The following is a 21,792-nucleotide window of genomic DNA, read 5'->3' on the forward strand; positions in this document are numbered from 1 at the left end:
GTCGGTGCGGCGTTCAAACGCGCTGAGCCGCCTTGTGCGTTGTTTTGGCTTCGACGGGCACAGCCGCTTCGGGGCGGCGGAACAGCAGCCGCGCGGCGAACCAGCAGAGGTACAGCACGCCTGCCGCGAACACCAGGTCACCCGGCACACGCATCCACACGAGCGTTTGCATCAGCGACGAGTGAATGACTTCCGGCGAGCGTGCATACCAGAGTCCCTTGCTCACGCTGGCCCATGCCTGGTAGATGCCCGAAGGCAGGATCGAGATGAACACCATCATGAAGAGGCCGATGTTGAGCATCCAGAACGCCATCTTGAGCAGCGAGTCGTCCCAGGCCTCGCGCGACGACATGCCGCGCAGACAAAACAGCATCAGCCCGATTCCCAGCATGCCGTACACACCGAACAGCGCTGCGTGACCGTGCGCCGGCGTCATGTTCAGGCCTTGCACGTAGTAGAGCGAGATGGGCGGGTTGATCGAGAAGCCCAGCAGGCCCGCGCCAACGGTATTCCACACGCCCACGGCGACGAAGCACAGGATGACCCACTTATAGGTCTGCACCCACGGTGCAGCCTGCGTCCTGCGATACGTTTGCCAGCCTTCCAGCCCGATCAGCGCGAGCGGCACCACTTCGAACGCGGAGAACACGGCGCCGACCGCGATGACGGCAGTGGAAGCCCCGGTAAAGTAAAGGTGATGCAGCGTGCCCAGAATCCCGCCGAACATGAACACGATCGTTTCGAACACGATGGCGCGATTGGCCGTCGACATGCGGATCAGCCCGAGGCGCGAGAAGATCAGTGCGATCACCGCGGTGGCGAACACTTCGAAGAAGCCTTCGACCCAGAGGTGCACGAGCCACCATCTCCAGTACTCGATCATCGAGTAGTGGGTGTGCTGGCCCCACGCGAGCGACGACGCGTAGAAGAGCCCAATGCAGGTCGCCGAGAGGAACACCATGCCGATCAGCCCGCGGCCTTCGGTCTTGGGATTCTTCAGCGCCGGCATCAAGGCGCGCCCCATCAGGAACAGCCAGATCATCAAGCCGACGAAAAGCAGGATTTGCCAGACGCGGCCCATGCTGGTGTACGCGAGGCCCTGATTGCCGATCCAGAAGCTGAAGCTGGTGCCCAGGTGCTTGAGCGAGCCCAGCCAGCCTGTCACGGTCGATCCCACCACGATGAAGAGCAGCGCCCAGAAAAGCACATCGACGCCAAGCTTCTGCAACCGCGGCTCGTGCCCCGAGAGCAGCGGCGAGATATAGAGACCGGTCGCGAGCCACGCTGTGGCAATCCACAGGACACCGAACTGCGTGTGGATCGTGCGGCTCACCACCCACGGCATCACTTCGGCAATCGGAATGCCAAAGAAGCTGTGTCCTTCGACCGCGTAGTGCGCGGTGAGAGAACCCATGACCACCTGTGCCAGCAGCAGGCCGATCACCACGTAGAAGTACTTCTTGGTGGCGCGCATCGAGGGCGTCGGCTTGACGTTGAAGAGCGGATCGGCGCCAGGCGCTGCCACCGACTCGTCTTCGTCGCTGTGCGCGGTGTGATACCAGAGCATCGCGGCAATACCGCCAAGCAGCAGGATCACGCTGGCAACGGACCACATGCCGTTGGCGACCGTCGGCGTGTTGTCGACGAGCGGCTCGTGCGGCCAGTTGTTCGTGTAGGTGATGCCGGTCTGACCGGGGCGGTCCGTGGTGGCCGACCATGCCGACCAGAAGAAGAACGCAGCCAGCGCCGTGCGGTCATCCGCGCCGGGAACGCTCCCCGCCGTCATGGCGTATTGGTCGCGCAGCGTGTTGAGTGCCGGGTCGGTGCCGAAGAGCGCCTCATAGTGCGTCGCCACCTCGCGCATCGCCTGGGCGCGCTGCTCCGTCACCGTGACGCGGTCCGTCTGCGGATCGTAACGGTTGGCGCGCATCTCGCGCTTCAGACGCGCGTCGAGTTCGCCTTGCTGTTCGACGGGGAGATCCTTGTACGCCTTGCCGAAGTCCCGCTGCGCCCAAATCTCGCGAAGCTGCAGCGCTTCGCGGTGCAGCCAGTCGGCGGACCAGTCAGGGGCGACGTAGCTGCCGTGGCCCCAGACCGTACCCAGCTGCTGACCGCCGGCCGACAGCCAGACCTGCTGACCGCGTTTGATCTGGTCGCCCGTAAATACTGTGGCGCCGTTTTCGGTGACGACCGCGGCGGGAATGGGGGGCGCCGCGAGATAGATCTCGCGCCCGAGGTAGAGTAAAGCGGCGAATGACAGCAGGCACACCAGCCCGAGCCATTTCCATAGACGATTTGTTGACTGCATATCCTCTCTCCTTTTATCCGGAGGTGTAACGGACGGGGAAAAATGCCGGCGATCACCGCTCGTCGGCATGAGCGGTTTAAAAGATCAGAATGGGTTCATGGTCAAGGGCTGTGCCAATTAGTCACGGGTTTGCCGGCTTCTGTAGCCTGTTGCTAGGCTAAGCTGCCCACAGGAGAACTACGTTTGCGCTTGCACAAAGCCCTACCTGGGCAAGGGGCGTCGATAAAAGACGCTGAACAAGAACATCGAGCAGGGGCGGCGCGCTTTTGGTGAAGATACGAAATGAATGCTCAATCGCTGGTCAGATCTGACGTGCTCGCTTCCATGGAGCTGTTTCAAGGGCTCTCGCCCGTTGCATTGGCGGATACGATGATCTGCGCGCGCACGCACGAGTTGCGTGCGGAGGCCCGCATCTTCTATCAGGGCGACGGGGCGGGAAGGGCCTATGCGCTGATCGAAGGGGGCGTTCGCATCTCCCAGTCGGGAAGCGACGGCGAGCAGGTGGTGATCCGATTTGTCGCACCGGGTGAGATGTTTGGCACTGTCGCGCTGTTCACCGATCGCCGTTATCCGGCGGAAGCGGTCACGCTCACCCAGTCGGTGGCCCTGAGCTGGAGCGAGGCTGACATGCTCGATCTGATGAACCGATACCCGCGCATCGCGGTCAACCTGGTCGGCATTCTTGGCAGGCGTTTGCAGGAAGTGCAGGAGCGCTTTCGCGAGATCGCCACGCAAAGCGTCGAGCGCCGCATCGCACATGCCTTGCTGCGGCTTGCCGAGAAGGCGGGCGAGAACACCGGGCAGGGGACGGAGATCGATTTCCCGTTGACCCGCAAGCACGTCGCTGAAATGTCGGGGACGACGCTATATACGGTGAGCCGCATTCTGACGCGCTGGGAAAAGTCCGGCTGGATCGTCACGAGCAATCAGCGCGTGACGCTCTGTGACTTCACGCGCATCATCCGGATCGCCGAAGACGGCGTGGATTGAGGCGGTCGCGGCGACCACCTGCCGCACGTATCGAAGCGAATCTATTCTTGCGTCCGGATCGAGGCATCGACCGGACGACGATACGCGCACGTTCCCAGAGTGCCTGGAGTGGCTATTTCCTCGCTCCACGCCCACCCTTGAGCATTAACTCCGAATTTCGACGGCGCTAATTTGCGCGGAATGCGATTGCTTGAATCGCATGCGACATTATGTCGAAAAGAGACATTGAATAATTAATTCAGATTAAGGGGTGTGGCGGATTTAAGCGTTAGCCTGTTTCGCGTTTGTGATCGTTATATATGGTCGTGCAAAACGAATGCTTATTCAAATAATCTATCTTGAATTTATAAGTGTGTCAATGAGACGCGCAGAGCATTTTTTTAGCTGATGCATCGCAAATGAGAGAGGGGAAACTGGAATGGGAGGTGATGCTTTTTAATTGGTCGATATTAAGTTTTATCCGCCCGGCGCATTACGTCCGGCCTCTGTAGCCGGGCAGCGGGAACCCGTAAGGAGAACAAACATGACAGGAAGATTATGTACCACACTTGCCACCCTCGGCCTGCTGGCGAGTCTTGCGTATCCGGTCGCGGTGCTGTCCGCGACCGACCAGCCCGGCGCCGCGCCGGGTGACTTTGGCCCGCCACAAGGGCAGCCGATTCACGCTGTGCTGACCAGTCCGCCGAATGTGCCGCCGCCGATCGAGCGGAACTATCCCGCTCTGGTCATCGTCGATCTCGAAGTCAAGGAAGTGAAGCGGGAAATTGCAGACGGCGTCAGCTACGACTTCTGGACCTTTGGCGGCACAGTCCCCGGCAGCTTCATCCGCGTGCGTCAGGGCGACACGGTGCAACTCCGTTTGAAGAATCCGCCCGATTCGCACATGCCGCACAACATCGACCTGCACGCGGTGACCGGTCCGGGCGGAGGCGCGGCAATGACGCTGGCGTCGCCGGGCCACGATGCCACGTTCACGTTCAAGGCGCTGAACGCGGGTCTTTTCGTCTATCACTGCGCAGCGGCCCCGGTCGGCATGCATATCGCCAATGGCATGTATGGCTTGATTCAAGTCGATCCGCCCGAAGGCCTGCCCAAAGTCGATCGCGAATATTACGTGATGCAGGGCGACTTCTACACGAATGGCAAGTATCACGATCAAGGCATGCAGACCTTCGATATGGAGAAGGCAATCGACGAACGTCCGACCTATGTATTGTTCAACGGAAGGGAAGGCGCACTCACTGGCGATAATGCGCTGAAAGCGAAAGTCGGAGAAACGGTCAGGCTGTTTGTGGGTAATGGCGGCCCGAATCTGGTATCAAGCTTCCACGTAATCGGCGCGATTTTCGATCGGGTTTGGGACGGCTCGTATAAACACTACGAAGAAAGCGTACAGACAACGCTGATTCCGGCTGGCGGCGCGAAGGTCGTCCAGTTCCGCACGGAGGTGCCAGGCACATTCCTGCTCGTCGACCATTCGATTTTCCGTACCTTCAATCAGGGAGCGTTGGGCATGCTCAAGGTCGATGGTCCAGCCGCGCCGGCAATCTATTCGTCGTCCGCCGCCGCGCGATAGTAGTGTGTCGGCTATGAAGCCGACACACCGCTATTCCTTCATTCGCTGCGCAACATGCGTTATCCGGTCCCGCACGACACCAATCGCCTGCTTGAGCGCGTAGACGTCCTGAAAATAGCGATACGGAATGCGTATCCGGCTCGCATTCGCGTCGATGTTTTCGATCTCCTCGCTCCACTGCGCAATCTGTGAGCGGGTCGGGTCGCTGTTGCTCCACACTTCGTCTTCCAGTGACTTGATTTCGCGGTACCAGATCACGAGCCGCTTCTTCATCCGCGCTTCGAGCATGCGCGGCAACGCCTGAAGCAAGCCGATCAGGAGCGCCGCGAAGGGCACGAGGATCAGCAACCGTCGTTCGATCACGCTCGCGAGCCAGAACGGCAGATAGCGGTACAGGAACGGCTGGCCGGATTTGAAGTAGCGGACGCTTTCGTCGGAGATCGGGAATTCTTCCGTCTTCAGGTTCGGGAACGTGCCGAGCGGGGTGAAGTAATCTTCGCCGCCGTGAACGGCGTGAGCCGCGTCGAGCAGCAGATAGACGAGCGCCGGATGCAGCGTGTCTTTCGATACGAGCAGCGCCGTCGCCGCGAGCAGTGTGACGTCGTTGCGTGGCCGATCATCGGCGACACTCGTCGACGCGCGTGGCAGAACGATTTTCGAAAGTGCCGGGAACTTCTGAACCAGCGCGTCGGCCTGCGCGAAACTCATCAACTTGAGATCGCTGTTCAGCAGCGTCTTCTGCATATCGGCATCGGGCCTGCCGATGAAGAAAGCCGCGTCGATCTGGCCTCGCTCGAGCGCCTGGTACGCTGCAGGTGCGTCCATTTGCAGCAGTGTGGAGTTTTGGCTCGTGATGCCGCTGTAGCCGAGCAAGACCTGCGCAACGTTGAGCAGACCGCTGCCGGGCACGCCCGTCGAAATCTTCTTGCCACGGAGTTGCGACAGCTGGTCGACCGTCGTGTCGCCGCGATAGAACACCCAGATCGGTTCGTACGACACGGCAGCAATGGTCTGCAGACCGTCGGTCTCCTTCGGGCTGGTGGTGCCCGACTGGATGAAACCGACCTCATAGGCACTGTTCGGGTCTCTCAACCGCTCGTAATTTTCCACCGCGCCGGAAGAACTGCGGATATCGAGCTTGATGCCCGCGCGCTTCAGGATGGGTGCGTAGTGATCCGCAAAACCGCGATAGATGCCGTTGTCCGCGCCGCTGGTCATGACGATGGTGCGCTGGAACGCAGGCGCGGCCACGATCGCCACCACCCAGCCAAACGCAGCCAACAGAACGATTACGCCGACGATCAGGAAGCGCCGCCTCGCCCTGGTCATGGGGGCTTTCTGGCTGCGATGCAGTGCCGGATTGTGTCGGGGCATTGTTGTCCGCGTCTCCAGGATTGACCGCAGCAAGGATCGCGATGCGCGGCGATCCGCTGTGATCGATATGGTTATGTAACATCGCTCGCGGTGAGTATGCCACGGTCGTGCGAACCCCCCGTCCGCGCGACGGACACGAGCGGCAGGCGCACTTAGCTGACTGCTTAATCTAGCCGGCCGGGTTAGCGACCGCGCGCCGCAGGGTCGTCACCGCCATCATCTCTATACTTGCGATGTTGACGGAGATCAAGATTCAAGGCGCTTAGGGACCGCTGGATGTGCGGCTTATCGGCTGAAGTTCGTTAACCAGTTGCGTAGAGATCGATGACATTGTTGTTTGGCCCTGGCATGGTCAAACAACAGGAAACAACCAAAGGAGGTTGTCATGGCCAGGAACGATGACACGAAGACGATTGTTCAGGAACTCGCTTCTTCAACGAATCAACCCGAGCAACTGGTGTCGCAGATGTACGCAGAAGCCCTGGCCGATTTCAGGCTCGACGCAAAAATAATGGACTATGTCCCCCTCCTGGCAGCACGACGCGTTCGGGAGAGTTTCAAGCGCGCGTCGGCGCAATCAATCCGATAAGCGGTACAGGCCGGGTTCCCGGCCATCACGCTGTCGCCGCGCAGCGTCTTAACTTCTGGAAGGAGGGGTTTCCCTGAACAGCAGGAGCCCGAACAGGCTCAGGCATCCGCAGCCCAGTACGTACCATGCTGGAGCGTAGAAGCTCCCGGTTGCACGCCATAGCGCGCCGACGATGAACTGGGCGAACCCGCCGAACAGGGTCACGCCGATCGCATAGATGATGCCGAGCGCAGTCGCTCGTACTTCGGGTTGCAGCGCTTCCAGAATCATCAGAAATCCCGCCGGACTCGATAACGTCATCAGGCCGACCAGCACCGAGACGGCGACGGCCACCGTGGCCATTGACGGGAAGGCGGCGATCGCCCAAAACGCCGGCAGCACGACGACGAGCGATGCAACCGTGGAGCCGAACAGTAGTCGCTTGCGGGACACCACGCGATCCGCAAGCTTGCCTGCCAGCGGCGAACCGACCAGCAGGATGACACCGGCCGCGCAACTGCTCGGCAAAGCCGTGGCTGGCGGCATGTGCAGCGTCAGCGTGAGAAAGGTGGGGAGAAAGAACACGATCGTGTACATCGTGGCCGTGCTGCCGATAACCAGCATCACGCCCGCAACGATCTGCCGAACCGGAAGTCGATGGCGCACTTTCGCGGCGTCGTCCGCACGCGAATGAAGGTGCCGCGACGTGTCCTCGATGCGCGTGCGCAGGAAGAATCCGATCGGCCCGATCGCAAGCCCGATCACGAACGGCAGCCGCCAGCCCCAATCGATGAGTTGACTGTGCGTCAGCGACTTCGTGAGAAGTACGGCGATCAGGGCGCCCGCGAGCGCGGCGCCACCCTGGCTTGCCATCTGCCAGCTCACGAGCACGCCCCGCTTGCCTGCGCTGCCCGATTCCATCAGCAGCGTGGTTGCCGCGCCGACTTCGCCACCAGCGGAGAAGCCCTGGAGCAGGCGGCCCAATACGATCAACAACGGCGCAGCAATGCCGATCTGTGCGTAGGTGGGCGCAAGGCCGATGAGGCCGGTGCCGAGCGCCATCATCGCGACCGTCACCAGCAGCGCGGGCTTGCGGCCCGCACGGTCCGCGAATATCCCGATCGCGACCCCGCCGAGCGGACGCATGACGAAGCCGACACCAAATGCGGCGAGCGATATCAGTAGCGAGGCGAACTCGTCGCTGGCAGGAAAGAACAGCTTGCCGATGATCGGCCCGAAGAAGCTGAAAACCGTGAAATCGAAGAACTCGAGGCCGTTGCCGAGTGCGGCTGCGATGACCGTGGAGTGACGCGTGCTCGATGCGCTCGTTGCGCTGGCGTCGACTACATTCATGTTGAGGCTGCCGTGAAAGGGGGTGAGGGCGCGCGTTGCATACATCGCGTCGCGCGCCACGACGTTTACTGGTTGCCGTTCAGGCCCGTGTTGGTGCGTATCTCGATCTTGCTCGTCACCGAGCGCACGCCATTCACGCCGCGTGCGACAGACGTGGCCAGTGCGATCTGGTTGTCGCTTGCGACGACGCCGCTCAGCGTGACTGCGCCGTTGTGGGCGCGCACGCGAATGTACGTCGACTTGAGGCCCTGCTTGCGCGCGGCGCGCAGTGCTTGGCGCACGTCGGCGGCCAGCTGCTTGTCGGCTGGTGCCGGTGCGGTCGAAATGGATGCGGCCGATGTCGCCGCTGTGTCGCTGCTTTCCTGCGCCCCCACATTTACGCAAAAGATAAAGAGCAGGACGGCGGCGAGCCGGGTGAGAGGGTTATTCGTCATGCTGTTTCTCCTCAGTCAATGGATCTGCGTAGCGCGAGCCACATCAAAACTTGTGATACATGCCGACCAGCACGACGTGCGGCGTCTTGTAGAACTCCGTACCGTTTTGACCCGCGTATGCATTGTTGATGCTGTCGAGCGTGGGCTGTTGCGTGTAGGGGTAGGGATAGTGGCTATAGGTGGGCGCAGTGCCGATGTTATGGATGACCGAGCCGCGCACGTAGAGGGCCGTACGTTTGGAGAGGTTGTAGTCGTAGCCAAGTGTCACGCCGTACGAGTGATCGACCCAGCCGCCGACGGTGCGATACACGACTTCAGCGCGAAAGTCATTGCGCTTCAGGTAGCGATAGATCGCGCCGAGCGTATAAGTCGAAGACACCCGGTCGCCGTCGAGCCGGGGGGCGAGGAAGCTGTAACCCGCGGAGAGCACATAGTGTCCGCTGTCGTAAAGCACGCCGCCGGCGATGTTGTCGGTGCGTACGTATTGCGAGGGATTGAGCCCGTTCACCGCGTAGTTGCCGAAATAGCTGATCGTCCCGAACAGATGGCCGTCGAAGTAATTGACTGCAACGGACCGGTTGGTCAGGGTCGGCGCAGTCGAATCCTGGGTGTGCGTCTGCACGAGCACCTGCGCATTGAACGGCCCATACCACGGTGACGAGTAGCTAATCGCGTTGGAAATGTGCAACGGCTGATAGCTGGCGCCCGGTCCGAGGTCGTAGGTCCATCCGGCCAGATAGGCAACCGTCGAAATCGACAGCACCTCGCCGAACACGTCTACGAAGAGCGGCACGCCGACGGCATCCTGCAGGCCCAGCTTCACTTCGCCGGTTCTCGCGGAGCCAAGCGCAATCCACGCTTCGCGGTTGAACATCGTGCCCGCGGTGCCGAGTTGTCCGTTGGAGGCGTCGAAACCATTTTCGAGCGCGAAGCGTACGCGGTAGCCGCCGCCGAGATCCTCGACGCCATACATGCCGAACTTCGAAGTCCACTCGCCGCCGCTTTGCTGAACGAAGGCGGTCTGGGCACCCTTGGTGAAGCCGATTGCCTGGTCTACGACGCCATAGAGCCTGAGCCCAGGCGTATAGGCATCGGTCGTCGCGTACGGCACGCCCTGGAAGTAGTCGCTGAAGAACAGGTTCGAGGCCTGGGCCGAGGCCGCCTGGCTCACGGCGCAGAGCGTTGCGGCGTAGCCGACACGCAGCACGCCTCGTGAAAAGCGCTTCCGTTGTTCGTTGGCCCGTTTGTTATCGGTGGCGAAATATTGCCGAAGGCTGCGTGCTGACATTTATAGGCTCTTGTGGTTGGTCAGAAACTGCAAAGGAAAAGCGGCAACTGACGCAGGCGACACGTGACAGCGGTCCATCGCCTGACGTGCCTGAGGTTATTCGGTGCGCAGGTAGCGTTCGGTCAGTGCGACGAACCAGGCCGCGCCCCAGCTGAGCGCGGCGTCGTTGAAGTCGTAGCCCGGGTTGTGAACGAGGCAGCCGCCTGTCTGGCCGACGCCGTTGCCAAGCAGCACGTAGCAGCCCGGCAGCACCTCGGTCATCCAGGAGAAGTCCTCGCTGCCCATGAGGGCGTCGGGCATCATCGTGAGCGCCTCCTTGCCCACGAGCGCCTCGATGGTCGCGATCGCGTGATCGGTTGCCGCCCGCTCGTTCACGAGGGGGCGCGAGATGGCGTGGTACTCGACCGTAGCGGTCGTGCCGTACGACTGCGCCTGCAGTTCGGCGATGCTGCGAATGCGCGCCTCGAGCGTGTTGCGGGTTTCGCTGTCGAGTGCACGCACCGAAAGCTCCAGCGTGGCCGTCGCGGGAATCACGTTGGCCGCCTTGCCCGCGTGAATCGAGCCGACCGTCACCACGGCAGCGCGTGTCGGTTCGACATTGCGCGCGACGATCGATTGAAGCGCCATGACGATGCTTGCGGCCGCAACGACCGGATCGCTCGCGAGATGGGGCATCGCGCCATGCCCGCCGCGACCCGTGACGGTGATCGTCACGGTGTCGGACGACGCCAGCATGCAGCCGTGACGCACCGCGAAATGGCCGACCGGGAGGCCGGGTGCGTTGTGCAGGGCGAACACCTGATCGCAGGGAAAGCGTTGAAAGAGGCCATCGGCGATCATGCGCGAGGCGCCGCCAAGGCCCTCCTCGGCGGGCTGAAAAATGACGTTGAGGGTGCCGTCGAATTGCCCTTGCGTTGCGAGGTGGTGCGCGGCGGCCAGCAGGACTGCGGTGTGCCCGTCATGGCCGCAGGCGTGCATCGTTTGGGCGACGGTGCTGGCGTAGGGCAGGCCTGTCGTTTCCTGAATCGGCAGGGCGTCCATGTCGGCGCGCAGACCGATGGCGCGCGGCGAGTCGCCGCGCTTGATCTTCCCGACCACACCCGTGCCGCCGATGCCCGTCGTCACCTCGTAGCCCCATTGCGCAAGCTGTTCGGCGACGAGGGCGGAAGTCCGCTTCTCGGCGAAGCCCAACTCCGGATGGGCGTGAATGTCGTGGCGGATCTGGATGAACTGGGCTTCGTGACGGCGCAATGTTTCCAGCAGTTCGGCGTATTGCTGCGTTTCGGGATTCGTTGTCGCTCGGGTCATTGTTTTTGCCTCCTGCTGGCGTTTCTCAGAAACTGGATCAGGGGCTAGACTACGAACGATCGGTCAAAATAAAAAATCAAAAACTTGCATCTGAATACCAAAACCGCACATCATTCCGCATTATGAAAATCCAGCAACTGCGCGCACTGATTGAAACCGCCGAGACGGGCAGCATCCACGGCGCATCCCGGCGGCTACACCTGACCCAACCGGCTGTCACCCGTGCGATTCGTGAACTGGAAAATGAATGTGGCGTTCAGTTGCTCGAGCGGCACCCGTGGGGCATGGCGCCGACGGCGGAAGGTATGACGTTGCTGCAACGTGCACGCAACGTCGTGCGCGAACTCGAGCGTGCCGAAGAAGATCTCAGCCATCTGAGGGGCAAACGAGAGGGGCGCCTGGTCGTCGGTGTGACGCCGCTTGCGGGTATGGCCGGACTGGTGGAGGCTTTCGTGGAGTTCCGCCGGCACTGGCCTCGCGTGACTGTCGAGTTTCGCGAGCTCGAGTTCAACCAGTTGACCGAGAGGCTCGGCAACCGGACCATCGACATCGCATTGGCGGCCTTTCCCGTGAATCGCGGGGAAGCGCCAGGGATCGTCAGAGCGCTTTTCGCGTTCGATTCGGTGCTGGTTACGCGTGCGGACGGGAAATACTCAGGCGCAAAAGACCTGGCCGATCTGCAGGATGCCGAATGGATTCACACCGACGTCACCGACAGCTACCCGGAGTTCGTCCGCGGTATCTTCCAGGACGCGGGCCTCGCGCCGCCAGAACGGATCACCCTCTGTACTTCCTATTCGCTCTTCTACGCGCTTGCACTGAAATCGGATGCCGTGCTCGCGCTTAATCTTCTCGCGCTCAACGAGACAGTCGTGGGGCGGTCTTTCGTCGAGTTGTCAATCAAACCTGCTCCGCCTCCCTCGCAGCTCTTTCTCCTTTCGCCACCCGATGCGCAGCTGACGAAACCTGCAGAGCATTTGATCGATTGCATTCTCAAGATCTCGGAAGTAAGGGCAGAACGTCTACGCATCGCTGCCAAGGGGGCGGATTGCGCTGAGTGAACTCTCCATGCGGCGGCGCCGTCTCCTGCAACCGTCTTCGAGCTATACGAAAAAACATATGGGAGATATGAATTGGTCATTTTACGTGCCATCTCTCCTTGGCTTTTAATTGGCTCCGGTCAAGTTCACAGATAGCCAGGGCGCCACGCCGAAGGCTGAAAAAAGACAGGAGACAACGATGTCAACACCAACGCCGGGCAAGCATCCCGTGAATGGCCGTACCCGTTAAACCGGCGCGGCCAACACCACAGGCGCTGCGCCGAACCGGCTGCGCGAAGCGCACACCTGAACCCGATCCCCAATAAGAAAAACCGACGCGGTGCCCCTTGCAAGGCACACCGCGCGGGAACGGTCGCGCGCGCTTCGTGGTCGTGACGTACCGCTACCGCCGATCGGTTACGCAATACCCGAAGCAGTGCGCGTGACGCGCAAGCGAAAACTGAGGAGACAACCATGGCAATCTCACACACCGTCGACGTGACGGCATTCATCGACCGGCATCGCGTCTCGAGGTTTCAGACGCTGATCGTCGTGCTGTGCTTTCTGATCGTCGCCATTGATGGCTTCGATACGGCGGCGATCGGCTTCATCGCGCCGGTGCTGCATCTGCAATGGCAGTTGGCGCCCGCCCAGCTCGCGCCGCTGTTCGGCGCGGGACTCGCGGGGCTGATGGTCGGCGCGCTCGCCTTCGGGCCGTTTGGCGATCGGGTAGGGCGCAAGCGCCTCCTGCTCTTCTGTGTGTCCGCGTTCGGGCTGGCGAGCGTGATGTCGGCGTTCGCGCCGTCGCTCGGTGTACTGATCGCGCTGCGTTTTCTGACTGGCCTCGGCCTCGGCGGTGCGATGCCAAACGCGATCACATTGACTTCGGAGTACTGCCCATCGGCGCGCCGCTCGTTTCTCGTGACGACGATGTTCTGCGGTTTCACGATCGGTTCCGCACTCGGTGGATTCGCAGCAGCCGCGCTCATCGAGCATTACGGCTGGCGCTCGGTGCTGCTCGCGGGCGGCATCGTGCCAATCGCGCTCGTGCCGCTTCTCGCATGGCGCCTGCCGGAATCGGTGCGCTATCTCGCGAGCCGTGGCGGGCATCGTGAGCGCATCGAACGCACGCTCGCGCGCATCGCTCCCGAAGCCGATCTTGCCCATGCGACGTTCACGACGTCCGGCACGAAGGCGGCTGGCTCCCCAGTGAGTCATCTGTTCCGCCCTGAACTGTTGCGCGGCACGCTGCTCATGTGGCTCGCCTTCTTCATGAGCCTGCTCGTGATCTACCTGCTGTCGAGCTGGCTGCCGACGTTGCTTCGTACTACCGGCGCCTCACTGCGCACGGCGGCGCTCGTCACGGCGATGTTCCAGGTGGGCGGCACGCTCGGCGCAATCGTGCTCGGCTGGCTCATGGACCGCCTCAATCGTTGCTACGTGCTCGGCGCGAGCTACGCGGCCGCCGGCGTATTCACGGCTGCGATCGGCTCGCTCGCAGCAACGCCCTGGCTCGCGGCGCTTGCGGTTTTCTTCGCGGGCTTTTGCGTATCGGGCTCGCAGGTCGGCGCCAACGCGCTGTCCGCTGCGTTCTATCCAACCGATTGCCGTGCAACCGGTGTGAGCTGGGCAAACGGCGTTGGGCGCCTTGGCTCGGTGGTCGGTTCGGTCGCGGGCGGCGCGATGCTTTCGATGGGGCTGACGTTGCCGTCGCTCTTCGTGATCGTCGGTGTGCCTGCAGTGGTCGCGGGTATCGCGATGGCGGCGCTCGGGCGCTGGCGCACGGCGGCGGAGCCTGCGTCGCAAGACGAGCTTCTGCTCAGCGGCGAATGAATGCGGTGCATACGCCGCAAGCAGGGTCACAAATAAAACAGACGCAAAAAACAGACGAAAAAATTGCGTTCGACGTCGACGCGTATGGAGATCTATCAATGAAAAAAGTCATCACCGCAGCCTGTGCGGCATCTTTCGGCATGGCCGCGAGCGGCGTGAGCCACGCGCAAAGCAGTGTCATCCTTTACGGCATTCTCGACACCGGCATCGAATATGTGACGCACGCGAACCGCGACGGCGACAGCCTCGTTCGCATGCCCGGCATCACCGGCGAGATGCCGTCGCGCTGGGGCCTGCGCGGCACCGAGCAACTCGGCGGCGGCTTGTCGACGGTATTCGTCCTCGAAAGCGGTTTCAACGTGCGCGGCGGCGACAGCGGCCAGGGCGGCCGCCTGTTCGGCCGCCAGGCGTGGGTGGGCTTGCAGGGACCCTTCGGCACCCTGAGCTTCGGTCGTCAGTACACGATGACGTTCTGGGCGCTCCAGGATTCGGATCTGCTCGGGCCCGACATCTACGGCGGCACCGGCACGTTCGACAACTACGTGCCCAACGCCCGCAGCGACAATACCGTCGCGTGGAAAGGCGCGTGGCACGGTGTGACGGCTGGCGCGACCTGGTCGTTCGGACGCGACGCCGCCGGCACGGGTAACTCGCCAGGACAGGGCACGTGCGCGGGGCAGATACCCGGCGATTCTCAGGCATGCCGTCAGTGGTCCGCGATGCTGCGCTACGACGCGCCTGCGGGCTTCGGCGTCGCGGCCGCGTACGACCAGCAACGCGGAGGACCGGGTGCGGCGGCGAACTTCTTCAACGGCGTGACACCTCTTACGCTCACGAATTCGGGCGATACCGATTCGCGCATCCAGCTGAACGGCTATGCGCCGCTTGGGCCGGTCAAGGTGGGCGGCGGCTGGCTCGGGCGTCGCGTCGACACCGCATCCGCCTCGGTGCCCAACGTTCAATCGAACCTCTACTACATGACCGCGGCGTGGTACGCGACACCGGCATGGCTGATCGACGGGGGCGTCTATCGCATGATCAATGGCGACCAGGACACGCGCGGCACGCTCTTCACGCTGCGCAGTACCTACCTGCTTTCGAAGCGGACTGCCGTCTATTTGCAGGGCGGCTACCTCGCCAACAGCGCGCACGCGGCCTACACCCTGAGCCAGGGCGGCTCGGGGGCGTCGCCGGGGGCGGGCATGTCGCAGCTCGGCGTGATGGCGGGCATCCGGCAGATGTTCTGAGGTCGCGGCGATTTCGCCGGTAGTGCCGTGCCGGTGCCGCACGCCGGCACTGGCGATCCAGGTAACGATTGGTGCGCGCGCCCTGTCTTTCCTGCAGCCGTGAGACTCGATTAACGGCTGCGGGCCGCGAGATCGGCCTTTTTCGACTGGTGTGCGGTCTCTTCAAGGTCCTGTTCGTAGCCTTCGCCTCCGATGCGCCGCGCGCCGACCCGTGCGCTCGCGCGCAGGTGCTCCAGCGTCAGCGCAACGGCCTGGCGATTCACGCTATCGGCGCGCCAGTACATCGAAACCGAACCGATTCCCGCGAGCCGCATCGGCAGCACGCGTAGCGCATTCATCCGCACGAAGCGCAGCGCCGCCCGATGAGAAGCCACGCCCAGCAGCTCGGTCTGGTTCAGCAGCGTCACGTTGAGGATCGACGAATTCGATTCGAGGCAGTGCTGGGGCATGCCGCGGCCAGCCGCCACGAGAGCCGTTTCCAGCGCTTTGCGTACCGGCGTGCCCTCGGGCCAGACGATCCACGGGTAGTGGTAAACGTCGTCCCAACTGACGGAGCGGCGCGCCGCGAGCGGATGCTCGAGACCGCAAACGAAGTTGATGCGCTCGCGATAGAGCACCTCGCCGCACAGCAGCGAATCGGGCGCTTCGCTTGCCGTGCGTCCGACGACGATGTCGAGTTCGCCGCGCTCGAGCTGCGGCATCATCAGATTCATCGTGCTCTCGACGATGCGCACCTGTGCGCGCGGCAATGCCTTGACGAGCCGCGCGACCGCCATTGGCACGGTGTCCGCCGCCGAAACGCCCGAGGTGCCGATGGCCACCAGACCGCTGCCGCCGGCGCGCTGCGCCGCGAGGTCGTCGCGCGCGCTGTCCAGGTGACCCGCGATGCGCCGCGCGTGCTCGATGAGCGCCTCACCGTACGAGGTAGGCCGCAAGCCGCGCGCGTGACGCTCGAATAACGGCAGCCCAATGTCCTCCTCCAGCTCCTTGAGCCACTTCGAGAGCGCCGGTTGCGTGGTGTTGAGCGCAGCGGCCGACTGGCTCAGGTTGCCGGTCTCGCCAAGCTTGAGCAGCAATTCCAGATGCCGAAGCCGCAATCGATGGGTCCAGTCCGCCATGTGGGGCCTCGCGAGGTATATCGGAAAGTATATGGATGAGATGAATTTACCATTTCACATGGTATGGCACGGTGCCCTATAAATGCAACAGTTGCAGAGTTCGAGACATGGCCGCGGCGCCTCTCCGCGGCGCCCAACAAGTCAGGAGACACCGAATGTCAGCTACGGCTCAGAACGAGACCCGCACCGCCTATTACGAGCGCATTGCGCGCCAGCAACTTTCCCCGCTGTGGGAATCGCTGCACGCACTGGTGGTTTCGTCGCCGCAATCCAAGGCGCTGCCCGCCATCTGGAAATACGCGCAGATCCGCGATCTGGTCATGCAGGCGGGTTCCGTGATCAGCGCTGCCGAGGCCGTGCGCCGCGTGCTGGTGATGGAAAACCCGGGGCTGCCGGGCAAGTCGGCGGTCACACCGAATCTCTATGCCGGCCTTCAGTTGATCCTGCCCGGCGAAATCGCGCCGAGCCATCGTCACACGCAATCGGCGCTGCGCTTCATCGTGGAAGGCAAGGGCGCGTGGACCGCCGTGAACGGCGAGCGCACGACCATGCACCCCGGGGACTTCATCATCACGCCGTCGTGGACGTGGCACGACCATGGCAACCCGTCGCTCGAAGAAGGCGGCGAGCCTGTGGTGTGGCTCGATGGTCTGGATATTCCGCTGGTCGCGCATCTCGACGCGAGCTTTGCAGAGAACTACCCAGAGGACACGCAGCCGATTTCGCGCCCCGAAGGGGACAGCCTGGCGCGCTACGGCAGCAACATGCTGCCGGTGCGTCACGAGGTGACGGACCCGACTTCGCCTATCTTCAGTTATCCCTATGAACGCAGCCGCGAGGCGCTCGACACGCTCTACCGTCACGGAGACCTCGACCCGTGGGACGGCGTGAAGCTGCGCTACGTGAACCCAGCCACGGGCGGTTGGCCGATGCCGACCATCGCCACGTTCATGCAATTCCTGCCGAAGGGCTTTCGCGGCAAAACCTACCGCAGCACCGATGCGACGGTCTACTGCGTGGTCGAAGGCAAGGGCACGGCGCATATCGGTGACACGGAATTCGCGTTCGCGCCGCACGATGTGTTCGTCGCGCCTTCATGGCTGCCCGTGCGTCTCGACGCCGACGATGACAGCGTGCTGTTCAGCTACTCGGACCGTCCCGTGCTCGCGGCGCTGAATCTCCTGCGCGAGTCGCGCACCTGAGCGGACAAACCGGGCATACGAACGCATTTGCAACCGTGTGCCCGCAACGAGGCGGCGAGCTAGCCGCCCAGCAATCCTTTCTATCCTTTCCCATACGAGCAATCATGGCATTCGTCTTTACTCCCGAGGCACCCGTTGCCGTTCCCGTCGCCGGTTCGTCCGATCAGTTCGCCGTGCGCCGCGTCTACTGCGTCGGCCGCAACTATGCGGCGCACGCGCGCGAAATGGGCTTCGATCCCGACCGCGAGCCGCCGTTCTTCTTCTGCAAGCCGGGTGATTCGATCGTGCCGGTGGCCTACGGCGAAACGCTCGAGCTGGAATATCCGGCGCAGACCTCGAACTACCACTACGAGGCGGAACTGGTCGCGGTGATCGGCAAGAGCGGTTCGGACATCGAAGTCGAAAATGCTCTGGACCACGTTTGGGGCTATGCGGTCGGTCTCGATATGACGCGCCGCGACCTGCAGATGAAGATGCGCGAGATGGGCCGACCCTGGGAAATCGGCAAGGCGTTCGATCGTTCCGCGCCGCTCGGCCCGATTCATCCGGCCGCGAGCGTGGGTCACTTCGCGCAAGCCGGCCTGTGGCTCACCGTCGACGGCGAAACGAGGCAGAAGAGCGACGTCTCGCACCTGATCTGGTCGGTGGCGGAGACGGTTGCCTATCTCTCGAAGTTCTTCCGTCTCGAACCGGGCGACGTGATCTTCACGGGTACGCCCGAGGGCGTGGGTCCGGTCAAGCAGGGCGAGACGATGAAGGTCGGTGTCGAGCGCCTCGGCGAACTGACCGTGCGTGTGGTCTGAGCGGTCAGGAAACGGCATCATGCAGCTCTACAGCTTTTTCAATAGCTCGACTTCGTGGCGCGTGCGCATTGCGCTCGCGCTCAAGGGACTCGACTACGAGACGCTGCCGGTCAACATCCGCACCGGCGCGCATCGCGACACGCAATACGTGAACGAGGTCAATGCCTCTGCGGCCGTGCCGGCGCTGGTGGACGGCACGCTGCATCTGGGCCAGTCGCTCGCCATCATCGACTGGCTCGACGCGCAGTACCCGCAGCCGCGCCTGATTCCTGCTGACGCGCAGTTGCGCGCGCGCGTGCTCGAACTCTCCTATCTGATCGCCTGTGACATTCATCCGGTCAACAATCTACGCGTGCTGCGCTATCTGCAGGACGAACTGAAGGTCTCGCTGCTGGAAAAGGATAAGTGGTACTGGCACTGGATCGCGGAAGGCCTCGCGGGCGTCGAGCGGCTGCTCGCGCGCGCGGCCACGCAACACGACGGGCCATGGTGCTTCGGCGCGCTGCCCACGCTCGCCGACTGCTGCCTGATTCCACAACTCGGCAACGCACAGCGCATGGGCTGCGATCTCACGCCTTATCCGCGCGCGCGTGCAATCTTCGAACACGCGCAGACGGAGCCCGCATTCATGCAGGCGCAGCCGCAACTGCAGCCCGACTATATGGCGTGAGTTCGCCAGAGGAGACAATCATCATGAGCATAACGAATCAAAATGGACCGCGTGTGATCGTGGTTGGTGGCGGCATTGGCGGGCTGGCGGCGGCGCTCGCGTTGGCGCGCCAGAATGTGCGCGTGCTGCTGCTCGAGCAGGCCGACAAGATCGGCGAGATTGGCGCGGGCATCCAGCTCGGACCGAACGCCTTCAACGCGCTCGACGCGCTGGGCGCGGGCGAGGCGGCGCGCAACCGCGCCGTCTATACAGACTGGCTCAATCTGATGGATGCGACCGACGCGAGCGAGGTCGCACGCATCGAAACGGGCGCACGTTTTCGCGAGCGCTTCGGCAATCCCTACGCGGTGATCCATCGGGCGGATATCCACCTGTCGATTCTCGAAGCCGTGCAGGACAATCCGCTGATCCAGTTTCGCACCAGCACGCAGGTCCAGTCGCTCGAGCAGGACGAACATGGTGTGACGCTCACGGATCAGCATGGCGAGCGTTACCAGGCCGACGCTGTAATTGGCTGCGACGGCGTGAAGTCCGCGGTACGCGCGAAGCTGCTAGGTGACGCGCCGCGCGTAACAGGCCATGTGGTCTATCGCGCAGTGGTCGACGTCGAGAACATGCCCGCCGATCTGCAGATCAACGCGCCCGTTGTCTGGGCCGGGCCGCATTGCCACCTTGTGCACTACCCGCTGCGCGGCGGGAGGCAGTACAACCTCGTCGTCACCTTCCATAGCCGTGAACAGGAAGAGTGGGGCGTACGCGATGGCAGCAAGGAGGAAGTGCTTTCGTACTTCGAGGGCGTGCACCCGAAGCCACGCCAGATGCTGGACCGCCCGACCTCGTGGCGCCGTTGGGCGACCGCGGACCGCGACCCCGTCGAGCGCTGGAGCTTCGGCCGTGCAACGCTGCTCGGCGACGCCGCGCATCCGATGACGCAATATATCGCTCAGGGCGCCTGCCAGGCCCTCGAAGACGCCGTCGCGCTCGGCGCCGCCTATGAGGCCGCGGACGGCAATTTCGAGCGGGCCTTTGCGATCTACGAGAAAGCACGCATTCCACGCACGGCGCGCGTGCTGTACTCGGCGCGCGAGATGGGACGCATCTACCACGCGAAGGGCGTAGAGCGCCTCGTGCGCAACACGCTGTGGGTCGGGCGCACACAGGAGCAGTTCTACGATGCCATGCAGTGGCTGTACGGCTGGCGCGAGGAGCAGTGTCTGCAAGGCGCTGTGTAAGCGGTGCGTTGAAGCCAGGGGGCTCGACGATTCTTGAGAGGAAGCGAGGCCCCGCTCGAGGTAACGCACTGTTGTAAGGTATTTCGTCCCGCTTGATCACGTTGGCAAGTGTTGGACACTCGCCACTTAAATTATAAGCTTTCCTGATTAAAATAACCGGAGCAGCGCAACCTCTCAAATTCGAGGATCTTCCGGGCTTTGCCGAGGATCGTCGCTTGGAAAGCTTGCATATCCTTACCCATCATCCGGGGTGATTCACCGTGACTGCCAGCTCGGAGATCGCGCCATTATCACCGGTCTGCGGTTACCGTCAGGTAACTTCTTTGCCACACTGCATGAATCGGCTCGTTTTCTCGAAAACGCCGGGGTAGTCGATCGATACAGTACGCTCCAGGCGCAATCATGCACGCAGGGGCTGTCGGCGGGAACGGCCCCGCGGTATCGAACTACGCCGCATCCGGGTAGTCGTCGGCGTCCCGATGAAACAGCCCGAGAAATTGCCGGGCCGCAATGCTCAAAGGCCGGTCGCGCCGCACGACGCTGCCGTATGACGGCAGCTTTTGCGCGAACACGTAGTCGATGATTGTGACGAGCCCGTGTTCTGCGTTGCGCTGGGCAACCGTCAGCGGGATCACGCCGAGCATCGGAGAGCGGTCGATGAGGTTCATCGTCGTCAGAATCGAGCCGGTCTCGATTAGTCCACGCGGCATCGGCTGGTGGTGCATGCGGAACTCGCGTTCGACAACTTCGCGCGCGGGGCTTCCCGCCGGCTGCAGGATCCACGTGTAGTCGAGCAATGCGCGGAAAGTGACGGGCCCGGCGCCCGCGAGCGGGTGAGTGCAGCCCGCGACGACGGCGAGCGCCTCGTCGTCGACCGCGCGGAACGTGCAATCGGTCCCGACGTCGCGACCGATCACGACCTCGAGCACGCCGTCGTGCAGTTGCGGCATCAGCCGGTCGCTGGTGTCGACTGCAATTTCGATGGCGAGCAGTGGGTAGCGTTCCTTCAGTTGCACGAGGGCCTCGGTGAGCCGCCCTGGCGCGGCCGCCATGATGCTGCCAATCGCGAGCCGACCGGCGCTGCCGAGCTGCAGCTCCGCGAGTTCGCGGTTCAGCGCCTCGACGCTGCCGCGAATGCCGCGGAAATAGCCGAGCACCCGCGCGCCGGCCGGATTGAGCACGAGCCCGCGCCCAACGCGGTCGAACAGCGGCTGGCCAAGTGCGCTCTCGAGTTCCGCCAGCATCTTGGTCGCCGCGGGCTGCGTCAGGCTGAGCCGGTCGGCCGCCGCGCGCAGCGTCGAGCACTCGTCGACCGCAAGCATCAACGCGATCTGGCGCATCCGCAGCCGGTTCAGCAGTTGTGAAGTCGAATCGCGGCGGTCGATCGAGCCCATCTGATTACCCCTGGTTATCAATTCATCAAGAGTTTTCAATTTACCGACTCAATC

17 protein-coding genes and 1 pseudogene are annotated in these 21,792 nt (G+C 62.8%); 10 read left to right on the plus strand and 8 right to left on the minus strand.

The window, feature by feature from the left end; translation table 11 throughout:
• Window positions 1-13 precede the first annotated feature (13 nt).
• On the minus strand, window positions 14-2,308 hold the full coding sequence (locus E1N52_RS27390) for a nitric-oxide reductase large subunit (protein ID WP_133185926.1): 2,295 nt from the start codon (window positions 2,306-2,308) through the stop codon (window positions 14-16).
• Between the two features lie 282 nt (window positions 2,309-2,590).
• On the opposite strand from E1N52_RS27390, the gene E1N52_RS27395 reads away from it, so the two are divergent.
• The gene (locus E1N52_RS27395) at window positions 2,591-3,298 is read left to right on the plus strand and encodes a Crp/Fnr family transcriptional regulator (RefSeq protein WP_205965673.1); all 708 of its coding nucleotides are present in this window, start codon (window positions 2,591-2,593) and stop codon (window positions 3,296-3,298) included.
• Between the two features lie 523 nt (window positions 3,299-3,821).
• A pseudogene (nirK, locus tag E1N52_RS27400) lies at window positions 3,822-4,853 on the plus strand (copper-containing nitrite reductase); the annotation flags it as partial.
• Window positions 4,854-4,904: 51 nt separating this feature from the next.
• Here nirK and E1N52_RS27405 read toward each other — a convergent pair.
• Entirely contained in the window at window positions 4,905-6,203 is a 1,299-nt protein-coding gene (locus E1N52_RS27405; protein ID WP_133185927.1) for a TAXI family TRAP transporter solute-binding subunit, read from the minus strand.
• A 430-nt stretch (window positions 6,204-6,633) separates the two neighbouring features.
• On the opposite strand from E1N52_RS27405, the gene E1N52_RS27410 reads away from it, so the two are divergent.
• Window positions 6,634-6,837, plus strand: coding sequence for a DUF3562 domain-containing protein (locus E1N52_RS27410; RefSeq protein ID WP_133185928.1), 204 nt, complete (start codon window positions 6,634-6,636; stop codon window positions 6,835-6,837).
• A 48-nt stretch (window positions 6,838-6,885) separates the two neighbouring features.
• Here E1N52_RS27410 and E1N52_RS27415 read toward each other — a convergent pair whose 3' ends face one another.
• The 4 genes from E1N52_RS27415 to E1N52_RS27430 form a co-directional block, all read right to left on the minus strand.
• Entirely contained in the window at window positions 6,886-8,169 is a 1,284-nt protein-coding gene (locus E1N52_RS27415) for an MFS transporter (protein WP_133185929.1), read from the minus strand.
• 65 nt (window positions 8,170-8,234) lie between these two features.
• Window positions 8,235-8,603, minus strand: a complete 369-nt coding sequence (locus E1N52_RS27420) for a BON domain-containing protein (RefSeq protein ID WP_133185930.1) — start codon at window positions 8,601-8,603, stop codon at window positions 8,235-8,237.
• Window positions 8,604-8,646: 43 nt separating this feature from the next.
• Entirely contained in the window at window positions 8,647-9,891 is a 1,245-nt protein-coding gene (locus tag E1N52_RS27425) for a porin (RefSeq protein WP_133185931.1), read from the minus strand.
• A gap of 96 nt (window positions 9,892-9,987) precedes the next feature.
• A complete protein-coding gene (locus tag E1N52_RS27430; protein WP_133185932.1) occupies window positions 9,988-11,199 on the minus strand; it encodes a M20 aminoacylase family protein in 1,212 nt (403 codons plus the stop codon).
• On the opposite strand from E1N52_RS27430, the gene E1N52_RS27435 reads away from it, so the two are divergent.
• The 3 genes from E1N52_RS27435 (at window position 11,184) to E1N52_RS27445 (ending at window position 15,319) form a co-directional block, all read left to right on the plus strand.
• A complete protein-coding gene (locus tag E1N52_RS27435) occupies window positions 11,184-12,260 on the plus strand; it encodes a LysR family transcriptional regulator (protein WP_165979454.1) in 1,077 nt (358 codons plus the stop codon). The genes E1N52_RS27430 and E1N52_RS27435 overlap by 16 nt on opposite strands.
• 453 nt (window positions 12,261-12,713) lie before the next feature.
• On the plus strand, window positions 12,714-14,072 hold the full coding sequence (locus E1N52_RS27440) for an MFS transporter (RefSeq protein ID WP_133185934.1): 1,359 nt from the start codon (window positions 12,714-12,716) through the stop codon (window positions 14,070-14,072).
• A 98-nt stretch (window positions 14,073-14,170) separates the two neighbouring features.
• Window positions 14,171-15,319 carry a porin gene (locus E1N52_RS27445; protein ID WP_205965674.1) on the plus strand — a complete coding sequence of 383 codons (1,149 nt, stop codon included), beginning with the start codon at window positions 14,171-14,173 and terminating at the stop codon, window positions 15,317-15,319.
• Between the two features lie 110 nt (window positions 15,320-15,429).
• On the opposite strand, the gene E1N52_RS27450 is transcribed toward E1N52_RS27445, so the two are convergent.
• On the minus strand, window positions 15,430-16,437 hold the full coding sequence (locus E1N52_RS27450) for a LysR substrate-binding domain-containing protein (protein WP_133185935.1): 1,008 nt from the start codon (window positions 16,435-16,437) through the stop codon (window positions 15,430-15,432).
• A gap of 155 nt (window positions 16,438-16,592) precedes the next feature.
• Between E1N52_RS27450 and gtdA the strand changes: the two genes are divergently transcribed.
• The 4 genes from gtdA to E1N52_RS27470 all read left to right on the plus strand — a co-directional run bounded on the left by gtdA (window position 16,593) and on the right by E1N52_RS27470 (window position 20,344).
• Window positions 16,593-17,639: a gentisate 1,2-dioxygenase gene (gene gtdA, locus E1N52_RS27455; RefSeq protein WP_133185936.1), complete on the plus strand. Its 1,047-nt coding sequence runs from the start codon at window positions 16,593-16,595 to the stop codon at window positions 17,637-17,639.
• Between the two features lie 104 nt (window positions 17,640-17,743).
• Window positions 17,744-18,442 (plus strand): fumarylacetoacetate hydrolase family protein, encoded by a 699-nt coding sequence (locus E1N52_RS27460; RefSeq protein ID WP_133185937.1) that lies wholly within the window; start codon window positions 17,744-17,746, stop codon window positions 18,440-18,442.
• A gap of 19 nt (window positions 18,443-18,461) precedes the next feature.
• Window positions 18,462-19,112: a maleylacetoacetate isomerase gene (gene maiA, locus E1N52_RS27465; RefSeq protein WP_133185938.1), complete on the plus strand. Its 651-nt coding sequence runs from the start codon at window positions 18,462-18,464 to the stop codon at window positions 19,110-19,112.
• Between the two features lie 23 nt (window positions 19,113-19,135).
• Complete coding sequence (locus tag E1N52_RS27470; RefSeq protein ID WP_133185939.1) at window positions 19,136-20,344, plus strand: 3-hydroxybenzoate 6-monooxygenase; 1,209 nt, start codon at window positions 19,136-19,138, stop codon at window positions 20,342-20,344.
• 446 nt (window positions 20,345-20,790) lie between these two features.
• Here E1N52_RS27470 and E1N52_RS27475 read toward each other — a convergent pair whose 3' ends face one another.
• Window positions 20,791-21,738, minus strand: a complete 948-nt coding sequence (locus E1N52_RS27475) for a LysR family transcriptional regulator (RefSeq protein WP_133185940.1) — start codon at window positions 21,736-21,738, stop codon at window positions 20,791-20,793.
• Window positions 21,739-21,792: the final 54 nt, after the last annotated feature.

This window comes from Paraburkholderia guartelaensis, from assembly GCF_004353905.1.
GTDB lineage: Bacteria > Pseudomonadota > Gammaproteobacteria > Burkholderiales > Burkholderiaceae > Paraburkholderia > Paraburkholderia guartelaensis.